The organism is Mesorhizobium sp. WSM4836, from assembly GCF_055811815.1.
The window spans coordinates 180,447-204,426 of sequence record NZ_JBVVQF010000002.1; the positions used below are offsets into that span (position 1 = coordinate 180,447).

Below are 23,980 nucleotides of genomic sequence, written 5' to 3' on the forward strand. Positions count from 1 at the left end.
GGCAACGGAAGGAGCCCAAAATGGCCGAACGGTCTTTTGTCAAGGAAGTCGAAAAGCTCAGACTCGGCGCCGGCGAGGAGTTTTCCGGCGAGGGCATTCTCGCCATCACCAAGGCGCTGCTGCAATGCGGCGTCGGCTATGTCGGCGGCTATCAGGGTGCACCGATCAGCCATTTGATGGACGTGCTGGCCGACGCGCAGGATATCCTGGGCGAGCTCGGCGTGCATTTCGAGGCCAGCGCCTCGGAGGCGACCGCCACCGCCATGCTGGCGGCATCGGTGCACTATCCGATCCGTGGCGCGGCGACCTTCAAGTCGACGGTCGGCACCAATGTCGCGTCCGACGCGCTCGCCAATCTCGCTTCCGGCGGCGTCACCGGCGGCGCGCTGATCATCGTCGGCGAAGATTACGGCGAGGGCTCCTCGATCATGCAGGAGCGCAGCCACGCCTTTGCCATGAAGAGCCAGGTCTGGCTGCTCGACCCGCGACCGAACCTGCCGTCCATCGTCAAGGCGGTGGAGGACGGCTTCGAGCTGTCCGAGGTTTCCAACACGCCGGTCATGCTGCAGGTCCGCATCCGCTGCTGCCATGTCCACGGCCATTTCATCGCCAAGGACAACAAGCGCCCGGCGATGACGGTCGCCGATGCGCTCGAGGCGCCGCGCCGCGACACCGGCCGCATCGTGCTGCCGCCCGCGTCCTTCCTGCACGAGAAGGAAAAGGTGCAGAAACGCTGGCCGGCGGCGGTGGATTTCATCCGCGACCACAAGATCAACGAGTTCTTCGGCCCGGACCACGGCGCGGTCGGCATCGTCATGCAGGGCGGCATGTACAATTCGGTCGTCCGGGCGCTGCAGCGCCTAGGCCTCGCCGACACCTATGGCGAGACCGACGTGCCGCTTTATGTGCTGAATGCCGTCTACCCGCTGGTCGATGACGAGTTCCTGTCCTTCTGCGAGGGCAAGGACGCTGTGCTCGTCGTCGAGGAAGGCCAGCCCAACTATATCGAGCAAGCCTTTGCCGCGATGCTGCACAAGGCCGGGCGCGGCACGAAACTCGTCGGCAAGGAGCATCTGCCGATGGCCGGCGAATATACCGGCCAGGTGATGCTCGACGGCATCGGATCGTTCCTGCGCGCCACCATTCCCCATCTTTTGCCGGGCGAAGTCCGCGCGCCGAACAAGATCGGCGACGGGCTCGATACCGCCGATCTGATCAACGTCGTCCCCGGCCGTCCGCCCGGCTTCTGCGTCGGCTGCCCGGAGCGGCCGATCTTCGCCGCGACCAAGCTGGTCGAGCAGGAGTTGGGCAAGCACCACATTGCCTCCGACATTGGCTGTCATTTGTTCTCGATCATGCCGCCTTTCGAGCTCGGCGCCACCACTATGGGCTACGGGCTGGGGCCGGCCTCGGCCTCGGCGTTCAATTCGCCCGATGCCAAGCGCCGCTCGATCTCCTTCGTCGGCGATGGCGGTTTCTGGCACAACGGCCTGACCTCCTCGATCGGCAATGCCGTGTTCAACAAGAACGACGGCGTCATCGTCATCGTCGATAATTTCTATTCCGCCGCGACCGGAGGGCAGGACATCCTGTCGTCCCGCGCCGGCAACAAGACCAGGTCGACCAAGCATCCGATCACCGAGGCGGTGAAAGGCATGGGCGTCAAATGGCTGCGCCACATCGACCGCACCTATGACGTAACCAAAATGCAGGACACGCTGCGCGAGGCGCTGACGACGGATGAGAAGGGGCCAAAAGTCATTGTCGCCTCGTCCGAATGCATGCTCAACCGGCAGCGCCGCGAAAAGCCCTTGGTCGACAAGGCGATCAAAGGCGGGACGCGCATCGTCAAGCCGAAATTCGGCGTCGACGAGGATATCTGCACCGGCGACCATGCCTGCATGCGGCTGTCCGGCTGCCCGTCGCTATCGGTGAAATCGCTGGACGATCCGTTGCGCGACGATCCGGTGGCGCATATCGACCAGAGCTGCGTCGGTTGCGGCAATTGCGGCGAGGTCGCCGACGCGGCGGTGCTCTGCCCGTCCTTCTACCGCGCCGATGTCGTGCACAATCCGAGCCGCTGGGACCGTTTCCTTGAAGCCGCTCGCCGCGCCGTGATCAGCCTTTTGCAGCGGCGCCGCGAAAGCCGGCGCCTGATATTCGCCGATGCTTGACGCTGTCCCATCAGCTCCTTCCCGGGCCGGCGCGCCGGACGACGAGCGCGTCATCAAGCTTGCCGTGCTGGCGGTCGGCGGCCAGGGCGGCGGCGTGCTGGCCGACTGGATCACCGACGTTGCCGAGCGCAACTTCTATGTCGCGCAATCGACCTCGGTCGCCGGCGTCGCCCAACGCACCGGCGCCACCATTTATTACGTCGAGATGTGCCGCGACACCGGCCGCCTGCCGGTCTTCGCGCTGTCGCCGTCGCAGGGCGACGTCGATATATTGATCGCCGCCGAACTGATGGAAGCCGGCCGCGCCATCATCCGCGGCTTCGTAACGCCCGAGCGCACCACGCTGATCGCCTCGTCGCACCGCATCGCCGCCGTCTCGGAGAAGATCGAGCCCGGCGACGGCCGCGCCTCGTCCTCCAAGGTGCACGCCACGGCGGAGGCAGCGGCCAAGCGCTTCATCGCCTTCGACATGGAGAAGATCGCCGCCGACAATGGCTCGATGATCTCGGCCAGCCTGCTCGGCGCGCTGGCCGGCTCCGATGCCTTGCCGTTCACACGCGAGAGCTACGAGCAGGCGGTCAGTGCCGGCGGCCGCGGTGTGAAGGCCAGCCTCGCCGCCTTCGGCGCCGCCTATGATCGGGCGCGCGGCATCGCGAGTGCGCCTTCGGGCGACAAGACTGAACAGCCGGCGGCGGCTGAAACCGGCTCGCGCGCGGCGACAAAAGTCAGCGGTCCGGAAAGCCTGTTGAGCGGCTGGCGACAACTCGCGGCGCGCGTCGCCGAGCTGCCTGTATCCGTGCGCGACATGGCGCTTCGCGGCCTGAAAAAAGTGGTCGACTATCAGGACGTTGCTTATGGCGGTGAGTATCTCGATAGGCTCGACCGGGCCGTCGCTCTGGACGATGCCGAACACGCCTACGCGCTGTCGATCGCCGCCGCCAAGCATCTGGCCAACGCCATGTGCTACGATGACATGATCCGCGTCGCCGACCTGAAGACGCGCTCGAGCCGCGACCGACGCGTACGCCGCGAGGTCGGCGTCAAGGACGGCTCGGTCCTGCAGGTGACCGAATATTTCCATCCGCGCATCGAGGAATTCTGCGGCACGCTGCCGGCCAGGCTCGGCAGCTACATCGAAAGCCGGCCAAAGCTCGCTGCCTTCCTCGATCGCCGCATCAACCGCGGCCGCCATATCCGCACCGACAGTTTTGCCGGCTTTGCCGCTTTGTGGTTCATCGGCGGCCTGCGCCGCTGGCGCCGCCGGCTGCTGCGCCACAAGGTCGAGACCGCGCATATCGAGCGCTGGTACGCGCTGGCGCTCGGCCATGTCAGGGAAGACTACGGGCTCTCCGTCGAGATCCTCAACTGCCGCCGGCTGATCAAAGGCTACAGCGACACCCATGCCCGCGCGCAGTCGAAATTCGACCGGGTGCTGTCGGCGCTCGACCTGGTCAAGGGCCGCCCGGACGCCGCCGACTGGATCAGACGCCTGCGCGAAGCGGCGTTAAAGGACGAAAAGGGCGACATGCTCGACGGCGCGCTGAAGACGGTGGCGTCGCTGGGCGACACCTCGCCGAGCTGAAGCGCTCGTTCAACCCGGCTGCAACTCAGTCTGTCGTCCATGGCGCCTTCGACGCGGCAGTCTGCAGAGCAATTCTGAGGCCAATGATCTCGGCGATCGCAGCAGCACCAGGACGATCGTTTCCTTCGCCACATCATCGAAATTCTCGGCGACATAGCTCAGGTCGCTTAGGATATCGTCTTCCTCTTCCATGATTTTCTCCCCCTGTTGAACGTCAGGCCGGAACGGCCGACGATGAGATGGGCTTTGGGCTGGATCGATGGAACGCGTTTTTTCACGCTGTCATCACGGACGTGAGGCTATCCAGCCCGCTTTCGGGTCGGGGAGGGTCCGCACCATCATCGGTCACCGTCCCATGATTGATTGGACGAATCGACGCGGAAAATCGATTAAAAATCAATGCTTAAGGCAAATCGGATAGTCCATGCTGTACCAATTACAGTACCGCATTTGGTAGCTGGTAGGCGACATTAACCCGATCGGCCTGTGCCAGCGCCCGACGACGGCGTGCATTCCGGATGTGGTGGTCGGCTGATGAGCCTTCCGCCCCTCTGGCGACCGACTAAACGGGTCGGACCAGCCGGCCAGGCGCACTTCAGGACGTCACAACAGTTCGCTGAAATTTCCAACGAGTTGTGGTGGCGAGCTAAAAAGGCGAAGTATCGCTTTTCAGTCGTCGACGCCAAGGAGAAGAATACGCTCCGCCGCTCCATCGAGATCCCCATATTGGCCGCTCCGCAACGCCCAAACGAAAGCGGCGAGCCCCACTCCACCGAGGAGTATCGCGACCGGGATGAGAAGACGAGCGTATTCATTCTGCAGCCACAAGGTGCGCCGACGGGTTGGTTTGGGCGTCACCGCGTCTGGTAGCATCCATTGGCGCTCTGCTGTCTTTTGGGCGGAGCCGCATCGCATTGCGATGACCAGTAGCGACGACATCGATACCGCTGCCGCCGCAATCAGCGACGTGACATAGCCAGCACAGCGACCGGAACGGCAATTGGGCTGCAGCAAGCGCGAAATTCTGCCTTATCAGACGGTCTACGCGTCTGAGACTTCCAGCGCCAGCGGCAGCGCCGACAGGATTTCGCGCACGAAGACGAAGTCAGCAGCGCTGCGGCCGACGTCAGCAGCAGTGGCAGGTGCCATCGAAGGATGGGTAGCCGACAGCGCAGCGGTGTCGTTCAGACCAACGCCGCAGCGACCGCGAAAATGGTAGCAGCCAAGGCGATGAGGCTCGGAATGATGACTGCGGCTCCTAAAACCACAGCTAGCGCCGCCACCCAGTCGAATGACCTGTTACCGGCCTCGGTCATAGTCTGCTCCTTGGGTTGTGCCCGTTCGACGAACGGTCCCGCGCGTTCCCGTCGTGGATTCTTTCAGGGCCTGATCGCTGTCCCACCGAGCCTGACGAAGGGGGGAGTTTGCCGCGTCCGCAAGCAGCACCCTTTCGGCAGCGCCGTCGAGATCTTCGTATTGGCCGCTGCGCATCGACCAAAGAAATGCGACAAGGCCCACGATGCCCATCCCCAAGGCAATCGGCACTAGCCAAGCGAGATAGCTCATGCCGCCTCCGCGACACTCAAACCGCGCCGGGCCGGAAATCGTGAGGCCGAGGATCCGTCGCCAGAAAGACGCAACGCGTTGCCCACCACGAGGATCGACGACGTCGACATCGCGACCGCGGCCATGAGGGGCGTTACGCAGCCCAAGATCGCGAGCGGCACGACCAGAAGATTGTAGACGACGGCAAGAGCGAGGTTCTGCCGCACCAGTTGAGCGGCAGCTCGCGCGACGCCTATCGCCTGCGGCACAGCTTCCAGGCTCGTCCCCAGGAACACGAGATCGGCGGCGTTCCGCCCGACGTCCGCCGCCGACGAGGGAGCCATGGAGGCATACGCGGCGGCGAGCGCCGGGGCGTCGTTCAACCCGTCGCCGACCATCAAGACGCGACGGCGGGCCGCCTCGAGTTGTCTCAGGCGTTCGACCTTGTCCTCGGGCACTGCACCGTGGCGGACCTTAGCGATTGCCAGCGCGGCCGCTACCCTGTCCACCTCCTCAGCATGGTCGCCGGAAAGCACCTCCGTTGCCAGTCCGAGGCCTGCCAGCTTTTGGACGGCGAGCCTCGCGCCGGGCCGCACTTCGTCCGAGATGGCAAACGAGCCGGCCGGCTGGCGGTCCTTCGAAAGCCACGTGGCGGCTTCACTCGGGTCATGGGAAACGCCGCCGGAGACCCATTCCTTTCTTCCCAGCCTGTAGACGTGTCCACCCACCCGCGCTTCGATCCCGAAACCCGGCACATCGCGGAAATCTTCAACTTCGACTTCGGCAGGTCGCAGGGCGGCCACGGCACGCGATGCCGGATGCCTCGAAAGTGCAGCGAGCGAGGCCGCGGCGACTAGGTCCCGAGCGGCAACCGTGTGGCCGGTGACGCGCGTGGCGCCTATCGTAAGCGTGCCGGTTTTGTCGAAGACCACGGTGTCAACCTCGGCGAGGCGCTCCAGCGCGCTGCCATCCTTCAGGGTGACGCCGAGGTTGAACAGCCGGCGCGCCGCCACGACCTGGACCATGGGGACCGCCAGCCCCAACGCGCACGGGCAGGTAATGATGAGCACGGAGATCGCCACGGTGACCGATCGATGCCAGTCGCCCGTCAGCAGCATCCACGCGACGCAAGTGGCGAGTGCGACCAGATGGATGACCGGGGCGTAGAGCGCAGCAGCGCGGTCGGCGATCCGGCGATAGCGGGCGCGACCATCCTCCGCCGCCTCCATCAGCCTCACCATATCGGCAAGGAAAGAGTCCCGCGCCCGCTTGTTTGCGCGGACAGTGAGCGCGCCGTCGACGCTCAACGCGCCGGAAAGAACATCGCTACCGGGTCGCGCGTTTTCGGGCGCGGATTCGCCGCTCACCACCGAAACGTCCAGCTTGCCCGTGCCCGCAACGACCGTCCCGTCCACGGGTATGCGGTCTCCAGGCGATACAAGGATCAAGTCACCGGGTTCGATTTCGGAGAGATCACGGAACTCGCGGCCGCCATCCGCCCCGATCACTGTTGCCCCCCTTGGCATCATGCGTGCGAGGCCCGTGACGGCATTCCGTGCCCTCCGCCTCATCGCGTGATCTAGGGTCCGCCCGGCAAGGAGGAAGAAGATCAGCGAGGTCACCGCATCGAAGTAGGCGTGTGGTCCTCCGGCGAAGGTGTCGTAGAGGCTGAGTCCAACAGCGAGCACGATGCCCACGGAGATCGGGAGATCCATGCTGGCCGTTCGCTTCCGGAGCGAACTCCACGCCATTAGGAAGAACACCCGTCCCGAATAGGCGACGGTGGGGACGGCCAGCAGCGCTGATACGAGGTGAAATGCCTCCCGCGTCTCCTGATCAGCGCCCGACCAGACAGACACCGACAGCAGCATGATATTCATGGCGGCGAAGCCTGCAACCGCTGTTGCCCGCAGCAGCCGCGACATCTCGGGATCGCGTCCACCGTCCTCCAGTTCCGCGAGGCAGGCATCGTATCCGACGGTTTTCAGGGCGTCGATCATCGGAGGAACTTGGCGTTTGCCTCTCCACCTCACGGCGACGCGCCGGGAGGTGAGGTTCACACGCGCCGCGACGACACCATCGAGACGCTGCAGGGCGCCCTCAATCGCAGCGATGCAGGCGGCACAGCGCGCCTGTGGTACCGAGAGGTCTGTCTGGAAAACGCCGTCGCCGAGGCCGCGGCTGGCAAGCACGATTTCACGCATGGGAATCTCCCGCCCCGGCGCGAGCAGCAGTGCAGCCTCTGTTCCCGGCGCGCAGCAACTCATCGTATCAGTCCTTCGGACGTGCCACGGCCCGATATGCGTGCCAGGTGGCGTGGCCCAGTAAGGGAAAGATGACGATCATCCCGATGAGGCCGGTCGCCACGCAGGCTGCAAAAAGCAGAAGCAGCATTGCGCCCCACGCCAGCATGGGAGCGAGGTTGTTCCACACCAGCCTCAAGCTCGAGGCCATAGCGGTCAGCGCGTCAACCCGCTGGTCGAGGAGCATCGGCACCGAGAAGACGCTAATGGCGAAGGCGAACGCAGCGAAGAGGCCTCCTATCGCACCCCCGACGACGAGCATCGCCGATCCGTATACCGTTCCGAAGAGCATGCCGACGATATGGTCGAGGCCCGGGAACGGGGTCACGCCGAAGAAGAGAGCGTAGAGGAGCACCGCCGCGCGCGTCCACAGAAGCATCAGGAGGCAGAGCAGCAGGCCCGAGAAGAAAACCTGCGCGCCGGCGCGGGGTCGGACAAGCAGCATGGAGCCTAAGCCGATTGTCCCTCCTTCTTCGATCGACCGACTCTTCTCGTAGAGACCAATCGCGAGGAATGGCGCCACGATCATGAACCCGGCAAGCGCGGGAAACAGGATGTAATCAAGCCCGAACGCAACGAGCGTCCACACGAAGGCGACCGACAGCAGGAACACGGCCACACCGTAGGCGAGGCTAGAGGCCGGCCGGGTCCAGAAGTCCCGCCATCCTGCCGACAGCCAGCGGAGCCCCTCCAGGAGCGACAGCCCCCGGTTGAGGCGCGGATCGCGTGTATCTCCGATGCCCGAAGTTTCGCTGAGCAGCCAGTACGACTTGTCGGTCTCGCTCATCTCGCCTCCTCAGCACGCCGGCTTGGCGGCGCGATAGCCGTGGCCGTGACCCGCGCCCATCAAGTGCTCGACACAGTCCGGCTGCGACTGGACGGCCACGTAGAGGAGGTGCGCGTTGGCGCCGGCCACTAGCAGAATGCCCACCGGCACGAGCACCCAAGCGAGCCATGCCATTCTGCGAGATATTCTTGCGCGACCCGTCACGGCTGCTGCGTCCCGAGGTCGTGGACGTAAAGCGCGAGCATCCGGATCTTAGCTGTCGTCAACCTCTCGTCCCAGGTCGGCATATGGCCCTGCCGTCCACCGTGCACGGAAGCAATTATCGAGTCCAGGTCCCCGCCGTAGATCCAGTGGGCATCGGTAAGGTTAGGAGCGCCTACGTCCCGGTTCCCTTTGGCGTTCTCGCCGTGGCACGGCGCGCAAGTCGTGAGGAACACCTTTCGCCCGGCTTCTATGCGGTCGACATCCTGCGGTGTCGAATACTCGGGATGGGTCAGCGAGTAAACATAGGCTGCCACGCTCCGGACCTGTTTGCGGTCGAGCATCTCGTCGCGTCCGAAGGCGGGCATCTGGCCGACCCGGCTTTCCGGATGCAGTGAGTTGATACCTACGCGCATTGTCTGCTCGATCAGCTCCGGGCCTCCGCCCCATAGCCAGTCGTCGTCGGTAAGGTCGGGGTAGTTCGCTCCGCCTTTGCCATCCCTGCCATGGCAGGCGGAGCAGTTGTCGCCGAACAGCTCGCGCCCCGTGCTGCGCACGATCCGCATGAGACCCTCGTCGGCGAGGATCGCATCGTAGCTTTCGCTCTCAATGCGGCTCGTCCAATTGACACGATCGTGCTGAGCTTCGACTAACTGCGCCACGACCGTTTGCCTTTGGTCAACGCCAAGAAAGCCCTTCGTGTAGGTCGTGCCCAGTGGCCAGGCTGGCACGAAAAACCACCAGACGAACGCCCAGATGTGGGTCATGATTAGGAACATGAGGACGCCGCGCGGAACCGGAGTGTCCAGCTCCTTGATGCCGTTCCACTCGTGGCCGGTCGTCTCGCGGCCGCTGACGGGATCGCGTTCCATTACTTCCATGGCCTGTCGTCCCGGTCGAGGATGCTGTGCTTGGCTCGGTCGAAGCGGTTCCGATTCGATGGCCAGAACGTGTAGACGAGCACGCCAAGGGCAAGAGCGATCAGGTAGAACAGCCCCCAGCTCTTTGAGAACGCAACGACGGCGTCATGATCGAGGTCCATCCCGAAATCCTCCGCCATCAGCCTGGTGGATCCGGTTTTTTCTCGGGAGCGGCCGTATTCTCGTATGCAGCTCCCGTCAGCCGTCCCAGAACCTGGAGATATGCGACCAGCGCATCCATTTCGGTGACGTGCGTCGTTACACCGTCGAACGCGCTCACCTGAGTCTTCTCGCCGTAACGCTCGGTGACGCCGGCGGCGAAGTCCGTGTCGGGTGTGGCCTGGCCGTAGGCGTCTCGCGCCGCGTTCTCCACCATCTCGTCGGTAAAGGGGACGCCAAGCGCTTGCTGCGCCGCGAGATGCAACGGTAGGTCGTCCATCTTGAGCGGGGTGCGGGCCAGCCAGCGGTAGGCGGGCATGTTTGACTCCGGAACGACGTCCCGTGGATTGGTGAGGTGTGCGACATGCCAGAAGTCGGAATACTTGCCGCCGATGCGAGCGAGGTCCGGTCCCGTACGCTTGGACCCCCAAAGCATCGGGCGGTCGTACTGAGACTCGACGGCTAGCGAGTACGGCCCGTACCGCTCCACCTCGTCGCGGAGGGAGCGGATCATCTGGCTGTGGCAGGCGTAGCACCCCTCGCGAATGTAGATGTTGCGCCCGGCTAGCTCCAGAGGCGTATATACCCGCATGTCCGGTGCCTGTTCGACCGTCTCGTCGATCGTGAAGAGAGGCGCGATCTCGACGATGCCGCCGACGCTCGCGGCGGCGATGATGGCGAGCATGAATGCGATCGCGGAGCGCTCAAGCTTGCGGTGGAAAAGCTCAGGCATCTCGTCATTCCCCCGGCACGGCGGCGGGGACAGCGGGCATGTCCGCTTCTCGCGCCACACGTAGCGGCACGGACCGAACCGTCATCCAGATGTTGAAGCAGCCGACGATCGCGCCCAGCAGGAAGAGCAGGCCCCCGAAGGTACGTGCGATATAATACGGATACATCGCCACCAGGGAATCGACGAAAGAATAGGCGAGTGTCCCTTCCTCGGTGTAGGTTCGCCACATCAGCCCTTGGATGATGCCGGAGTTCCACATCGCGAAGACGTAGATCAGCGTTCCCGCAATCGCCAGCCAGAAGTGGACCTCGACAAGGCCCGCCGAATACATGCGCTCGCGCTTCCAAAGGGCAGGGACCAGCGTGTAGATCGAGCCGAAGGTGATCAGCGCGACCCACCCGAGCGCTCCCGCGTGGACGTGGCCGACAGTCCAGTCCGTATAGTGCGACAACGCGTTCACCGGCCTGATGGCGAGGAATGAGCCCTCGAAGGTCGTAAGCCCGTAGAAAACCACCGCGGCCACCATGAAGCGCAGCGTCGCGTCATCCCGCACGCGGTGCCAAGCGCCATTCAGCGTTAGGAGCGCATTGCCCGCCGAGGCCCAGGATGGAACCAGCAGCATCACGGAGAATGTCATGCCGAGCGTTTGAACCCAATGTGGAAGTGCGGTGTAGTGGAGGTGATGGGAACCGGCCCACATGTAGAAGAACGTTATGCCCCAGAAGCTCAGGATCGAAAGCCGGTAGGAGAAGATCGGTCGCTGCACCCGGACGGGAAGGTAGTAGTAGAGCATCCCGAGAAAACCGGCCGTCAGGAAGAAGGCGACCGCGTTGTGCCCGTACCACCACTGCACCATCGCATCCTGCACGCCCGGCCACACGGTATAGCTCTTGGCGTGTCCCCACGAGACCGGAAGGGCGATGTTGTTCACGATGTGAAGGATCGCGACGACCAGGATGAACGCCATGAAATACCAGTTGGCCACATAGATGTGCGGTTCCTTCCGGCGCGCGATCGTCCTGACGTAAAGGATAAAGTAGGTGACCCAGACGATGACCAGCCACAAATCGGCGTACCATTCGGCTTCGGCGTACTCTTTGGACTGGGTGACGCCCATCAGATAGCCCGAGACGGCCAGCACGCAGAACAGATTGTAGCCGAAAAGCACGAACCATGGGCTGAGCTGCCCCGCGAGGCGCGCCCTTGAGGTCCGTTGAACGACGTGGAAGGAGGTCGCAATCAGCGCGTTGCCGCCGAAGCCAAAGATGACGCCGGTGGTGTGGGTGGGCCTCAGCCGCCCGAAACTGGACCACCCGGCGTCGAACGCAAGATCCGGCCAGGCGAGCTGCGCCGCCACCCAGACGCCCATGAACATCCCGAAAACCGCCCAGGCCATCGCCAGCGCGATGCCGACTTTGATGGGATCGTCGTAGTATGACGCCTCCCGGTCCTCCGACGGTTCGGGCTCGTAGAAAGAGGACATGACCAGATAGAGGAGCCCGCCCGCAAACAGCATGACGATCACGCCGTGGACCCCGAAAGGATCCGAGCTGCCGACAGCGGCCATTGCTCCGCCGGCTATTGCGACAGCGGCTGCGATGACCAAGGCGCCCCGGCGCTCCGAGGACGTAAGTTGCGTGATCATTCTCTCTCCTCCCGGCGCACATGGCAGTTCATTCACGCCGCCTCTCGAGAACGGCCGCAGATGTCAAGCAGTGCGGCAAGTGCGCCCGGTTGTCGACAGCCCAGGGCACCAATACGTGTATGGGTACCGCGTTGGTGGGATGCCGATCGGAGTGAAGCCAGCGGCATGTGCATGCATCCCGGGCGCAATTCGCCGTGGAGAGCGTTGCGACATTCATACGCTCCCGTGAAGGGGTGTGTTGTAAGTTACAGTAGCGATGGGGGAGGGAGCGCGACCTGTTGCCGGCGCGATCCTTTGGACGATTGAAGTGTGAGCGCCACGGGATTTCTCGGCCAGATTTCCCATCATCATGGCGGGTGCGCTCGAGCGTTCACTTGGCTATTGACCCAGCCCTCCTCTGCCGACACCATGCCCAATTGACGGGCTTTCTCTGAAGATCGATTATATTTGTTGAAGAAGCGGCGGGGATCGTCAGACGAAGACGGCAAGAGGAGTGGATCGAGAGCTCGTGACCGAAGATCGTGTCCTCGCGTGCAAGCTTTGCTCGACGGGGCCTAGGGATCAGTCTTGCTCTCAGACTAGGTTAGCAGCCCCGGCGGCTCTCCTGACGCAATACAACAGAAAGGTCGAAGGTCGTGCCGGCAGAAAAACGCACGAGGCCGCCATCGATGCAAATGAGGCGGCTCTTTCTTGCTGAGCTCGTCGATCAGCTTCGCGTTATCTGGCCGATCCTCTCCGGGATCCTCGTGGTAATGGTCGGATCCGGGCTTGCAATTTGGCGCATAGAGAATTGGCGCCTCGACGAGGCCCTCTACTTCACCTTCGTGACAGGGCTCACCATCGGCTATGGTGACTTTACTCCCAAACATCTCTCGGCGCGGTTGTTGGCGTTGGTGATCGGTTTTACGGGGATTGTACTGACTGGCGTCGTCGCGGCTGTTACCGTGCAAGCCCTTAATGCGGCGGGTCGCGACAGCGCGGAGTAAGGTGGCTCCGATGGGCACAGCCTGAGAACGAGCGCGACGGTACGACCCCATCTCCGCGCCACAGGTGCACTTTCAGTCAACGCACGATCTTACAGGATGTTACGTGCCTGTTGATGGGGCGATGCTGTAAAGTCGCAGTCTTCATATGTCGCAGACTTTAGGCGTCGCTTCAGACTAGAGAGCACTATGACCTCTATGGCATCCATTTCGACAGCGACCAGTCCATATTGCAGCCACCCGCCGGCCCGCTGCTCGACGACATAGCGACGGCGTTGAAGAACTTCCCCGACTGGGGCCTGAGGATTGTCGGCCATACTGACGCGACCGGCGATCCAGCAGCCAACGAGGCTCTCTCGGTTCAGCGTGCCAACGCCCTCAAGGCAGCGCTTGTCGAACGGGGTGTCGCCGCAGACAAATTGCAAGCGGCAGGCCTTGGAGAAAAACGCCCGGTTGCCAGCAACGCGACACCCGAGGGACGAGCTCTCAACCGTCCTCTCAACCGTCGGGTCGAGCTCGTGAGGTTCACCGATTCAGCAGAAGCAAAGAAGATGCTCAAGGCGATGTCCGACTATCTGACAGCGCAGAAGGCGATATCGTTCGGCTACGATGCCAACCTCCAGATTGTCACCAATTCCGATCAAAAACTTGGGCTGACCAGTTCAGGCACTGTGAGCCTCAGCCGGCCTGACAAGGTTCGCACGAGCCGTTCCGGGGGTTTCGTCGATGTCGAGACTGTCTTCGATGGAAAGACGCTCACGATTTTTGGAAAGAACGCCAACAAATATACCCAAGTCGAAATTCCCGGCACGGTGGATTACTTGGTGGACGAGCTGAAGGACAAGTATGGATTGCCCCTGCCGGCGGCCGACTTGCTGATGGCCAATTCATACGACGAGCTGATGCAAGGTGTTTACGACTCAAAGGACTTGGGAAGCGGCGTCATCAATGGTGCCGAGTGCGATTCTCTTGCCTTCCGCAAGGACGACGTGGATTTCCAGATCTGGGTAGCCCAGGGAGAACAATCGTACCCCTGCCGTTTGATCATCACGTCTACGCAGGTTGGCGGTGGACCGGAATACAGCGTCCAGATCAGCGATTGGAAGACCGGGGATGCGGTAGCGGCGGCCGATTTTGGCTTCAAGCAGCCGCCCGATGCCGAGAAGATTGACGCAAAGGACCTTAAGGGCAAGTTTGGTGATTTGCCTGAGAATTTCGTAGCAGGAGATGGAAAATGACCTTTTGGAGACGCGCAGGGATTATCGGCCTTGCTGGGGTGTCTGTGGTATATGTCGGCGATCTCACAAAGGAGTGGGAGATTGCTCCGTTCCCCAGCTGGTCTCTTCCGCTATTGCCAGGGTCGGTCGACCGCTGACGCCGGTCAGCGTGGCCGGCGTCGCTCGCAGGACGACCCGGCGTTGTGCCGCCGGTGTTTACAATTGCTAGCAACGATGGTGGCTAGTGCATCCTCACCAAGCTGGCCGACCGCATCGAGAAACACGTGCGGCTCTACGGCGGACTAAAACCTTCATTCAGCGACGCCGAGCTGATCAACCAGAGAGCGCGTCAACCTTGCCGCCCTCGTGCGCGATCGCGGTGAGACACTCGAGCCAGTCGCCACCCCGGTCTTGCTCCGGGCAGGTACGGACGACGTCACGCCTCGGCAGCCTTGACGTCTTGGCGGTGGTCCTGGGGATCTGCGCCGAGCCAGTGTACCCCCTTGAGACCGAGAGCTGCTCCAAGACGGATCCGGTCGACACCAGCGTCCACACGAACGCCGCGAGAACGAGGCCGCTAAACATCGCAATCGGGTAGTTCCGACAACGCTGGCGCAGAGCGAGAAGCAGAAAGGAAGCGTGAGTGGAAGTCGATTGAGCATGAGTTGACGCGGTGCATACCATGACCCTAACCCTCAACGCTTCGCGTCTCGTGAGCGCGGCGTCCAAGACACATTCGATTCTGGGCGTTGCTCGAATGACGATCGCCAGATGGCAATGTTACCAGCCTGGGCACATTGTAATCAGCGGGCGCAGTTCTCCAATTGTACTTGTGAGCCTTGTTCACCGGGACAATGTCCTCAGACGCAAGTCAGCCCGCCGGGGGTAATGTCTCAGGTTGAAATTTGACGCCGGTGAGGCCGCCGTCGCTGGAATCAGCGATCCTGTGCCTATGCTTACCGCCATGCACGACCCATTCACGGAAGGGACCGACGCTTTCTGTCGTGGCTGGCCTCGCGGTAGCTGCCCCTACCGACCAGGAACTAGCGAACGCGAGGAATGGCTGCGAGGCTGGGACGACGCTCAACAAATTGCCAAAGAGGAAATACGCCCACCGGACCTAAAGACCGCAAGCGCCCCGCCGACGTGATCAGCAGCGCCGTTCGCGGTCAAGCGCACCGCGGCCACCTACAAACCATCCGGCACGTTTTCGCGGAGCTTGGACAGCATCGCTAGCGCCACCAAAGAAATCGCCCTGCGATGGAAGATCGTTCCGGCCTCCCGACGACGACAGCCCCGAGCCAAAGTGAAAGCCGCGTAGCATCGCAACAATTGTTAGAACAATGGGCTGCACGCTGTCCAAGAGTACAATGTCTGATTGGACAATAGCCAGAATAATCGGCTTTCCCTAATGAAGCTATGTCCCTTGCCACTGCGAACTGGCCATCCATTCCCTCCGGCCAGCCGCACAGGGACCGAACCGGGCCTCAATAGGATACCCCCGTCCATCGAGGCGACACGTTGGCCGCGCCACGTTTCCTCCTCTCAAAGGTGACCGGCGCGGCCCCTTTCGTTGGCCGCCTCATGACCCGTCGACATTGTTGATGACACCACGCTGCGCCCGCACTGGAACTGCCTTCGCAAACATGGCCCCCAAGCACATCTTTGCAATCACAAGGCGCGACCGGTGCTTACCAGCCTGGCCACCTTCTTCGCGTGGCGGACCGCAGCGCGACCACCGGTCGTCTTGGTGAGCAGGTCCAATGTCGCATCGCCGTCGTCACGCACGGGAGTGAGCGCCCGGTCCATGTAGGCTGTCGCACCCGCCTTACGCGCGATCGCCCGCGCCGTCAGAAATAGACGGACGATCCGGCTCATGATGACAATGTTCTTCGTCACGGTTCGCCAGGCCAGACGGAGCCAAAAGACTTGGGCGTTTTCGCGTGGCAGGCCGGGCCGGCGCTCGGATGGGCGGACGAGTCGCAGAATGCCGGTCTGCAGGGGGTGCATGTTTTCGAGAGGAACGGAGGTCCCGAAAGTCACTAGGAGCTTTACGAGGCTGGCAACAGGCACTCCTGTCGCTACCGCGCGCCTCAGAAGCGTCTGCATATGCTCCGGCGAATAGTAGAGCGACCAGGCTTCCCGATAAATATCCTCCCACGCCTGCTTGCTCATCAAGGTATGCGACGTGCAGACATGCTCGACGTCGTAGGAATTAAGGTCGGGGTCCATCTCGACTCGGTCTTTCCAGAGAACCTGATGGTCTTCCGAGCCCGGCAACGGAGTTAGGCAGAAGAACTCGATGATATCGAGCGGCAGTTCACGCTGGATGATCGCGATGTCCCGCCGAATTGTCTCGGGGGTGTCGGCAGGGAAGCCGAGAATGTATGGTAATAATCCCCTGCGCTTTCCACGCGAGCAGCATCTTGCGGTACTCGGTGATCTTGTTCTGGCGCTTTTTCGCCGCCGCGAGATTGTCAGGGTTGATATTTTCCAACCCGATGAAGACGCGCGTAACGCCGGCACGCTTGGCCTTTACGACGAAATTCGGAATCTTGTGACATAGCGTGTCGACTTGGATCATCAGGCCGAGCGGGATCGTGTGCTTCTCACGCAGCTCGATCAGCCGATCCAGGATGGCTTCCCAGTCCCTGTTTCGGGCGAAATTGTCATCGGTGATGAAGAACTTGTGGATTCCCTCCTTCCAGTTCAAACGCACGAGCTTCTCGACATCGTCCGCCGAACGGAAGCGCGACTTGCGGCCCTGCACGTTTTGATGATGGTGCAGAAGGAGCACTGATAGGGGCAGCCGCGGCCGGCATCGAAGCTGGTGGAGAGCCCCAGCGTATGCTCGACACTCGCTTTCGGCAGGAACGGAACCGGCGACCCCTCGATATCAGGCAGGTCGTTCATGAAATTGTACAGCGGCTTCAACTCTCCTGCAGCGGCGTCGCGCAACACTATCTCAAGGCGTCCTTCGGCCTCGCCTGCAAACATCGAGACTCCCATTCGGCGGCACTCGTCGAGCCCAACGGCCTTGCCGTCGAGCATGGCGAGACATCCTGAAATGTGAAAGCCTCCCATGACGACGGACATCCCTGCATCGCGGAATGGTCGAGCTATATCCAGCGCACGGGGATACTGGTTGGACTGGACGCCAACTAAAGCGACAAGTCCGAAATTGTCGTTGCATCTGAGTTTCGCGATCAGCTTGGAGATGTGGACGCGCGTGTTGGTCTCGTCGATCGCGGTTATGTCGACAGTGACGCGCGGTCCCAGCACCTCGCGCGCGGCAGCGTCGGCCGCGATGCCATAAAGAGCGGCGAGCGAGTTCGACGGGATTATGGCCCGCCACCAGCGGATGACATACCCATCATCGTCATAGTGCGACGGCTTGATCAGGACGAGCTGAAAACGCCGCCGAGTTGCGCCGGATTCTGGCAAACTATGCCCTTTGTATAGCGTGCGGCACTAGCCGGAGTGCTTGGCCGATCGGCACTGCAGGTTCAACTGTGAAGCAGCGCGCCCGGACCAACCATGTAACTTCCAGTAACATCATGCAGGATCGCCAGCCAGTGCCGCGGAGTTGCATAACGAGCCAAACGATCCCCCGCACAGCGACCCGCGTCATGATCAAAGCACTCACCTGTCAAATGCCTAGTCTGAGTCCCTCAATGTGAAGGTCGTTCGTGGTTTGGCCGAAAAGAGCGTCTCTTTGCCGGGTTGGCTTATCCCTTCAAAACAACTTTCCGTACTTCCGGCCAGGGTAGTGCAAAATCGATTGCCCTCTATCCGCCATCTCCCTCTTTTGAGGCCGTCAACCCCGTCGACTGTCATTACCAGCCGACCGTCTCGATAGCAGGTTGCCACGCCGCTTGACCCGAATGCTTGCGACTTCCACGCCCAGGCGTGTCCAGCCATCTTCCGCTGAAGCTGTCGTCCAGTCAGAGTTCCGCCGGCCGAGCCCTGTTCGGTCGAAATCATCGACAGGCCGGTCGCGACGGCGATTGCGAAAAGAGAGGAGTGCTGAAGCTTGCTCATCGCCGCCTGCCTAATGCCACGTATGGCCTGAGCACCCGCCGGTCCTGATATTTGTGTAGTCGTGTGTGTAGCAGTGGGCGGTCAACACATAGGCACTGGCAATCGATGCGCCGTCGAGAGATCCGCAGCCAGCAACAACTACGGAGAGAATCGGGAAGAAGATAGCCAGCAATTTTCTCATGACAAATTCTCCCGCAAGGCAGACGCCCGACATTTTCAAAGCTCGTTGGTTAGAGTTCGGGAGTTTGCCGTATCGCCCGTAGCAAGGGAGCCGGCGTTACAACTCCAGAACGGGCGGGTTCTCTCGATTTTTGACCAGACAGATTTTGCCCTCATCCATTCCGACCGGGCGTGCGAATTCTGGGTGCCAATCAGCCAGCCGGCCGCGTACTCTAGCCTGGTATGTCTTTTGGTCAGCGCTTCCTTCGTCAACATGGCTTGGATCATCGATGCGTCGCTGACGCTGCCGAGCAGCGTTTGAAGGTTCCGCAGGGAGCCGAGAAGCGGGCGGGTCTGTGACTCCGCGAACAGCGAGTTCAGAAACTCGACTGTGTATCGCAGCTTCCTGATTTCCTTCCTGAATTCGTGAGACCGGTCGAAATCCAGTCCATCGAGTCTTCGAGATGCCTCGCAACTGGCCTTCCAGCAGTCGCTGATGGCAATCCTGGCGAACTCGTTGATCGTTGCCGGCACATCACCGCTGCCTCGGCATTCTCGGTTGCGAGTCCAGCCCCGGTTCTCCACGAGACGGACCAGGTCGATAAGGAAATATCGCGAACATGGCAGCGCCAGTCGGCGGCGGAGTTGCTGGCGTCGGTCCTCGGCTTTCCGCGCGAACCGCTCGGCAATCGGTCGGAGCGATGGCTCATCCGGATTGGCTTCGGTTTCGGACGCGATCTTGTTGGCTGCGACGTCGAGATCGCGCAAACTGCCTACCGCACGCGCGAGCCATCGCGCTTCCCCGGCCAGCCGGGCTGACTCGGCGTTGTTCAAGATCGAAGCATAGATCGAGAACACGCATCGTAGCCGCCGCAAGCCGGTTCGCAGCTGGTGTGGACCTTCGGTATCAGCCAGTTTCACCACGACCAGTAGATTGGTCGCTATTTGTTCAAGGCATTCGCGAAGAGCATCATGGACGGCAATGTCGATACCTTGATCCGGATCGATGACGACTTTCTCCGCTGCTCGGGGAACGAGCGGCAGTTCCATTCGTCCCTCAACCGCCAACTGATAGCATTGAGTCGACTTTGAGAGCGCCGACAGTTGAACTGGCGAGAGTGGCGGCAGGACGCACGCCAAGCGGCCAGAGCTCGCGTCCACAGTCTCGCCCCCGGATTCCGGAGCAGGGCCGTTCCACAGTGAAGTAGAGTCCTTTAGACCCATTTGGGAACCTGACCGTTGCTGCCCGGGGCTCGCCTACTTCGCCTCGGGCGCCCAACTCAGAAAGAAGCCGACATCGCCGGGCATACCACCTGGGAAATTGACGATCATCGCCTTGAGCTTGAAGCCTTGCGGCCGACCAAACTCGACATAGCGATTGTAGAACTCCTTCGCCTTGCCTTGCAGCGTTTCGGTCCACTGCGGATCGCCGCTGTTGATGGCCCTCCCGCTGTCGGTGCAAAGTTCCGAGGGGAAGCTGTAAACAAGCGCCTCGAACTTGCCATCCTTGACGGCGTTCATGACGAGCCGGCGTACCATCGCCACTTCGCCTTCGGTAACTTGGTTCTTGAGGAAATTTTCTGTGAACTCCGTGAGCTTGTCTTGCTCCCGCTTCACTTGACTTTCGCGTTTTTTTGCTTCCGCCATCTGCTCCTTCAGCAGGAGCATCCGGAGCTCGCTCGCGCTCGGGGGCGCCGCGTTCATTTCTGTGCCTTTTATGTCGGCCATTTCCTGTCCTCCGAATTGACATACCGTCTGCTGGGATCCTGACTTGAATCGACTTGCGAAGGCATTCTGCTAAAACACGTCCGGCACCACGTTTCTGGCGGTCGTGCCCTCCACAAAGTCGTCCGGGCGCTTCTGGCGCTTGCCCAATTTGGGTTCTTCGAACGCGACGCGCTCGTAGGGAATTGAACTCAGGATGTGCGAGATGCAGTTGATGCGCGCGCGTTTCTTGTCGTTGGACGGGACGATCCACCACGGCGCGTGGCGGGTGTCGGTCATGCTGATCATCTCGTTGTAGGCGTTGGTGTAGTCCCACCAACGCCGGTATGATTCGACGTCCATCGGGCTCAGCTTCCACTGCCGCAATGGATCATCGATACGCTGGCGAAAACGCTTCTCCTGTTCGTCTTCGCTGACGTCCAGGAAGTATTTCAGCAGCGTTATGCCGCTTTCGACGATCGCAGCCTCGAAACGCGGCGCCAATTCGAGAAAGCGACGCGCCTTTCCCTCCGGGCAAAAGCCCATCACGCGCTCGACGCCTGGACGGTTGTACCAGGAGCGGTCGAAGATCACGATCTCGCCCGCGGCCGGCAGGTGGGCGACATAACGCTGCATATAGATCTGGGACTTCTCACGATCGGTTGGCGCGGGCAGTGCCACGACGCGAAACACACGTGGGCTGACCCGCTCGGTGATGCGCCTGATCACCCCGCCCTTGCCGGCGGCGTCACGGCCCTCGAAGATTATTGCAATACGCGCGCCGGACTTCTTTACCCACGCCTGGAGGTGAGCCAGCTCGACCTGCAGCCGGGCGATTTTCTTGCTGTATTTACCGCCCGACTTTTCCCCGGCCGTGTCCGAAACGCCGTCGGTCCCCTCGGCGGGATTCGCAATGTCTCCCCGACTCTCCTCCTCGCCGTCGCGTTCACCCTTCCTGTTCTTCTCTTTGTCCTTGCTCATGCCATTTCTCCAGACCTGTCATCGGCTCTTGACGTGCCATCTCGCCGTGAACCTGATCCCTGATTGATGCGGGTCGTCTATTTGGGTTGTTAAGCGCATCATCCGCTCAGAGGCGTCATTTCGACGCCCAGCTCCTTTCAGTCGTTCACGATGCTCCAGGCGTCGCCGGGGTTGAAGCGCTTGATGGCATTCGCCATCGATTCGGTCGTTTGGCCGAGATCGACCTGGTAGACGACGCCCTGCTGGTTTACGGCGAAGGTGGCAACGCCAGTTTCGGCGTATTTGACCGGCCAGGCGAGAAGCGCGAACCCGGCGATCATGTTGCCATTGATCCCGTAATCGTAGCGCCCGCCGGCGACGTTGTCGCCTTGGCCGGTCAGGATGCGGAACCTGTACCCGAAGTACCCTTCGCCCTTCTTTGCTTTGCCCAGGGCTGCCTGATCGGCAAACTCTCCCACCGGGCTGTCGCCGTCGCCCTGGTCAGGCGGCCAGTACAGTCCGTCGGTCTTGCCTGGCGTGCTGATCAGCTTCTGCGCGTACTCCAGCATGCCGTCGCCATCTCGGTCCTGGGAGGCATACTCGCGCTGGGCATCGGCATACGCCCGCATGGTGTTAATTGCCTCGAGCTCGTTTTCGCCGACACGCCGGTTGACGATCTCCTCCAGTCCAGCGGTCGTGTCGAAGGCCCACTTCGCGTCCTTGTCCTTGACCAGCGGAAACGGGAAGGGCCAAAGCTTTTCACCCAGATGCAGCACCCTTCGGTCACCCAGATCTTCGATGGTCAGTTGCTTGGCCGCAGCCTCGCGGATCTGGGCAAAAGTCGACGCCGCGTCTTCATCGGCTTTCAGCTTCTCAGCATCGAGCCCCACAAGCTTCGCGAGGGCAGGGAGATCATTAGCGACGAGCGCTGCCTTGAAGGCGCCGACCGCCGCCGCGGGATCATCGAAGGTCGGCGACTTCTCCGACGCCGCGAATGAGGAGATGTCGATCTGTTCCGCCGCAGAGGCGGAACGCGTGTCTGAGGCCGCAAGCACCGCAAGAATGGCGGCAGCGAAGGCCGAACGCAGAATGGTGGAAAGACAAGTCATCGTCCGATCCTCCGTTCAAGTCACCGCCGGCGTCCGCCGCCACCACCACGACCGCCGCCGCCCCCGCCGCCTCGGTGACCACCGCTTCGCGCCTGGGGACGATGGCCGCCGCTTCGTGCCGCGGGATGACGGCCGCCGCCTCGCGTGGCGGCACGCTGGCCGCCGCCGTGTGCCCCACCACCCATGCTCTGACGGCCGCGGTTCGAATTGACCTGCGAGACCTTGCCGCGGTTGACGTTGCCCAGCCCCGACGGCTTGCTTGGCCGGCGGTCGACTTTGGCGCCGGCCTTCGGCTTGCCTGAAGGGCGATTGACGCCACCCTGCTTCCCGACGTTGCCTTTGTTGACGCCGGCGTTCGGCCTTTTCGCATTCGCGCCGGTGCCTGCGCCCCGGCGGTCGCCGGCCAGCCTTTGCTGGTCGCCCAGCGCGCTCTTTCGTATGTCCCGGTTGGGTGTCCGGTCGGCGCGGTTGCCGGCGCGCTCCCTGTTGACGTCAGCCGCTCTGCTTCGAATGGAGTTGGCGCCGTTCGCCTTGATGCCGTCCTTGATTTTCGTGCGGTCGAAGTTGGCCAGCTGATTTCGATCGAAGTTGATCTTCGACCGGTCGACGTTCTTCCAGTCGACGTCCTTCCAGTTGACCTTGCCGTTGATGTTGTTGAAGCAGTTGTTGCAGTCGATATCGAGGTCGCCACCGTTCCAGCCTCCGCCCCAGACGTCCCAGTTATCCCAGTCCATGGCGGCGCCCCAAAGGACACCGGTCACGGCGCCTGCGAAGTACCCGGCGGTCGGGTAGTAATAGCTGGGATACGGCTCCGGATAATAGGAAATCGGTTGCGGTGGGTAATCGGGCGCATAGAGCATTTGCGGCTCATACTGCGGCACGTAGATCGTCTCCGCGACAGTCGGTTGAATGACGACATTGCCGCCACTCTGGACGACCTGAACCTTCTCGTCGCTCTTGATGATTCCCTTGGCAACCGCCTCATCGCGCAGTTGCTGGATCGCAATCAGGACGTCCTTCTGCTGGTAGGTCAGGGCATCTCCAAGCGACTGCGTCCAGTCGAGGTCGTCGCTCATCATCCTGACGACCTCGGGGTAATTCAGCAGTGAGATCACGCTGCCGTCCCAGTCCTCCTTCGGCTTCAGGTTTTTGTCCTTCTTCAGTTTATCAAGGAAGCGGGCCGCCTCGACGATCTGCAGCGGGTAGAGCGAAGCTTCCGAGATGACGGCCACGAGTTCGTCAGGGTAGAGCGCAATGCGCGCGACGAGGACTTCCATCTCGTCGGCGGACAGCGGCTCGGGTGCCTCAGCCTCAGTGGCGGGTGCCTCGCTGGGCGTTTGGGTCTCAGCCGAAACGGCAGCTGAAACGCCGCACGCCATCAGCAGGGCCAATGCGATCGCGGCAACTCGAGTCAGTCCCACGTTAACAATGGTCATGACACCACCCTTCCGAAATCGCGGCAGCGTCGGCGCCAGAGGTCGGCTTCCACGACTTCGCCTGCGCTGCAGATGGCGCGCACTACGCAACGCAGCACGCATGCTTCTCTGATCTCATTGATTGTCGCCGGTCGAGGCGCGTTCAAGGATCAAGGGGTAAGTTACCGTAGCGTCGGCGGCCTCACCTTCCACCGTATGGCGACTCCTGTGGGCGCGTGTTTAGCTCCTGCATGGGCGATCAGCGTGTGGCAGTGGTGCGCTGTATCTTGCGCAATCGGATGGCACTCGTCGCTGTCGACCGACGTGTTTTCCCGTTCAAGAT

General features: G+C 61.9%; 20 protein-coding genes and 3 pseudogenes. 5 read left to right on the forward strand and 18 right to left on the reverse strand.

The genetic code is table 11. From position 1 onward, the window contains the following. Positions 1-20: 20 nt before the first annotated feature. Complete coding sequence (locus AC0L2P_RS03100; RefSeq protein WP_473499796.1) at positions 21-2,174, forward strand: thiamine pyrophosphate-dependent enzyme; 2,154 nt, start codon at positions 21-23, stop codon at positions 2,172-2,174. Next, entirely contained in the window at positions 2,167-3,756 is a 1,590-nt protein-coding gene (locus AC0L2P_RS03105; protein ID WP_473499797.1) for an indolepyruvate oxidoreductase subunit beta family protein, read from the forward strand. Before AC0L2P_RS03100 ends, AC0L2P_RS03105 begins: the two co-directional genes overlap by 8 nt. 9 nt (positions 3,757-3,765) lie before the next feature. Here AC0L2P_RS03105 and AC0L2P_RS03110 read toward each other — a convergent pair whose 3' ends face one another. The 12 genes and pseudogenes from AC0L2P_RS03110 to ccoN form a co-directional block, all read right to left on the reverse strand. Continuing rightward, a complete protein-coding gene (locus AC0L2P_RS03110) occupies positions 3,766-3,948 on the reverse strand; it encodes a hypothetical protein (protein WP_473499798.1) in 183 nt (60 codons plus the stop codon). 477 nt (positions 3,949-4,425) lie between these two features. Further along, positions 4,426-4,671, reverse strand: a complete 246-nt coding sequence (ccoS, locus tag AC0L2P_RS03115; protein WP_473499799.1) for a cbb3-type cytochrome oxidase assembly protein CcoS — start codon at positions 4,669-4,671, stop codon at positions 4,426-4,428. Next, a pseudogene (locus AC0L2P_RS03120) lies at positions 4,568-4,953 on the reverse strand (nitrogen fixation protein FixI); the annotation flags it as partial. The pseudogene AC0L2P_RS03120 and the gene ccoS (AC0L2P_RS03115), both read right to left, overlap by 104 nt. After that, positions 4,941-5,072: a hypothetical protein gene (locus tag AC0L2P_RS03125; RefSeq protein ID WP_473499800.1), complete on the reverse strand. Its 132-nt coding sequence runs from the start codon at positions 5,070-5,072 to the stop codon at positions 4,941-4,943. The pseudogene AC0L2P_RS03120 and the gene AC0L2P_RS03125, both read right to left, overlap by 13 nt. Continuing rightward, on the reverse strand, positions 5,056-5,322 hold the full coding sequence (gene ccoS / locus AC0L2P_RS03130; RefSeq protein WP_473499801.1) for a cbb3-type cytochrome oxidase assembly protein CcoS: 267 nt from the start codon (positions 5,320-5,322) through the stop codon (positions 5,056-5,058). The genes AC0L2P_RS03125 and ccoS (AC0L2P_RS03130) overlap by 17 nt, the downstream gene beginning before the upstream one ends. After that, entirely contained in the window at positions 5,319-7,568 is a 2,250-nt protein-coding gene (locus AC0L2P_RS03135) for a heavy metal translocating P-type ATPase (protein ID WP_473499802.1), read from the reverse strand. The genes ccoS (AC0L2P_RS03130) and AC0L2P_RS03135 overlap by 4 nt, the downstream gene beginning before the upstream one ends. Positions 7,569-7,572: 4 nt before the next feature. Beyond that, positions 7,573-8,391 (reverse strand): DUF2189 domain-containing protein, encoded by an 819-nt coding sequence (locus AC0L2P_RS03140; protein WP_473499803.1) that lies wholly within the window; start codon positions 8,389-8,391, stop codon positions 7,573-7,575. Between the two features lie 9 nt (positions 8,392-8,400). Continuing rightward, positions 8,401-8,565 carry a hypothetical protein gene (locus AC0L2P_RS03145; protein ID WP_473499804.1) on the reverse strand — a complete coding sequence of 55 codons (165 nt, stop codon included), beginning with the start codon at positions 8,563-8,565 and terminating at the stop codon, positions 8,401-8,403. Between the two features lie 26 nt (positions 8,566-8,591). Next, positions 8,592-9,473: a cytochrome-c oxidase, cbb3-type subunit III gene (ccoP, locus tag AC0L2P_RS03150; RefSeq protein ID WP_473499805.1), complete on the reverse strand. Its 882-nt coding sequence runs from the start codon at positions 9,471-9,473 to the stop codon at positions 8,592-8,594. Beyond that, complete coding sequence (locus AC0L2P_RS03155; RefSeq protein ID WP_473499806.1) at positions 9,464-9,634, reverse strand: cbb3-type cytochrome c oxidase subunit 3; 171 nt, start codon at positions 9,632-9,634, stop codon at positions 9,464-9,466. Before AC0L2P_RS03155 ends, ccoP begins: the two co-directional genes overlap by 10 nt. Before the next feature lie 17 nt (positions 9,635-9,651). Further along, the gene (ccoO, locus tag AC0L2P_RS03160) at positions 9,652-10,404 is read right to left on the reverse strand and encodes a cytochrome-c oxidase, cbb3-type subunit II (protein ID WP_473499807.1); all 753 of its coding nucleotides are present in this window, start codon (positions 10,402-10,404) and stop codon (positions 9,652-9,654) included. 4 nt (positions 10,405-10,408) lie between these two features. Continuing rightward, complete coding sequence (gene ccoN, locus AC0L2P_RS03165; RefSeq protein WP_473499808.1) at positions 10,409-12,049, reverse strand: cytochrome-c oxidase, cbb3-type subunit I; 1,641 nt, start codon at positions 12,047-12,049, stop codon at positions 10,409-10,411. Positions 12,050-12,723: 674 nt separating this feature from the next. On the opposite strand from ccoN, the gene AC0L2P_RS03170 reads away from it, so the two are divergent. The 3 genes and pseudogenes from AC0L2P_RS03170 to AC0L2P_RS03180 all read left to right on the forward strand — a co-directional run bounded on the left by AC0L2P_RS03170 (position 12,724) and on the right by AC0L2P_RS03180 (position 15,399). After that, on the forward strand, positions 12,724-13,035 hold the full coding sequence (locus AC0L2P_RS03170; protein WP_473499969.1) for a potassium channel family protein: 312 nt from the start codon (positions 12,724-12,726) through the stop codon (positions 13,033-13,035). A gap of 164 nt (positions 13,036-13,199) precedes the next feature. Further along, positions 13,200-14,270, forward strand: a pseudogene (locus tag AC0L2P_RS03175) (DUF2092 domain-containing protein); the annotation flags it as partial. Positions 14,271-15,213: 943 nt separating this feature from the next. After that, on the forward strand, positions 15,214-15,399 hold the full coding sequence (locus tag AC0L2P_RS03180; RefSeq protein WP_473499970.1) for a ribosome modulation factor: 186 nt from the start codon (positions 15,214-15,216) through the stop codon (positions 15,397-15,399). Positions 15,400-15,920: 521 nt separating this feature from the next. Here AC0L2P_RS03180 and AC0L2P_RS03185 read toward each other — a convergent pair. The 6 genes and pseudogenes from AC0L2P_RS03185 to AC0L2P_RS03210 all read right to left on the reverse strand — a co-directional run bounded on the left by AC0L2P_RS03185 (position 15,921) and on the right by AC0L2P_RS03210 (position 23,658). Then, a pseudogene (locus tag AC0L2P_RS03185) lies at positions 15,921-17,693 on the reverse strand (B12-binding domain-containing radical SAM protein). A gap of 813 nt (positions 17,694-18,506) precedes the next feature. Continuing rightward, a complete protein-coding gene (locus AC0L2P_RS03190; RefSeq protein ID WP_473499809.1) occupies positions 18,507-19,499 on the reverse strand; it encodes a CHAD domain-containing protein in 993 nt (330 codons plus the stop codon). Between the two features lie 207 nt (positions 19,500-19,706). Next, a complete protein-coding gene (locus AC0L2P_RS03195; RefSeq protein WP_473499810.1) occupies positions 19,707-20,177 on the reverse strand; it encodes a histidine kinase in 471 nt (156 codons plus the stop codon). 69 nt (positions 20,178-20,246) lie between these two features. After that, positions 20,247-21,134: a polyphosphate kinase 2 gene (gene ppk2, locus AC0L2P_RS03200; protein ID WP_473499811.1), complete on the reverse strand. Its 888-nt coding sequence runs from the start codon at positions 21,132-21,134 to the stop codon at positions 20,247-20,249. A 137-nt stretch (positions 21,135-21,271) separates the two neighbouring features. Continuing rightward, positions 21,272-22,222, reverse strand: coding sequence for a DUF2950 domain-containing protein (locus AC0L2P_RS03205; RefSeq protein WP_473499812.1), 951 nt, complete (start codon positions 22,220-22,222; stop codon positions 21,272-21,274). 20 nt (positions 22,223-22,242) lie between these two features. Next, positions 22,243-23,658, reverse strand: a complete 1,416-nt coding sequence (locus AC0L2P_RS03210; protein WP_473499971.1) for a DUF3300 domain-containing protein — start codon at positions 23,656-23,658, stop codon at positions 22,243-22,245. Between the last annotated feature and the right edge of the window lie 322 nt (positions 23,659-23,980).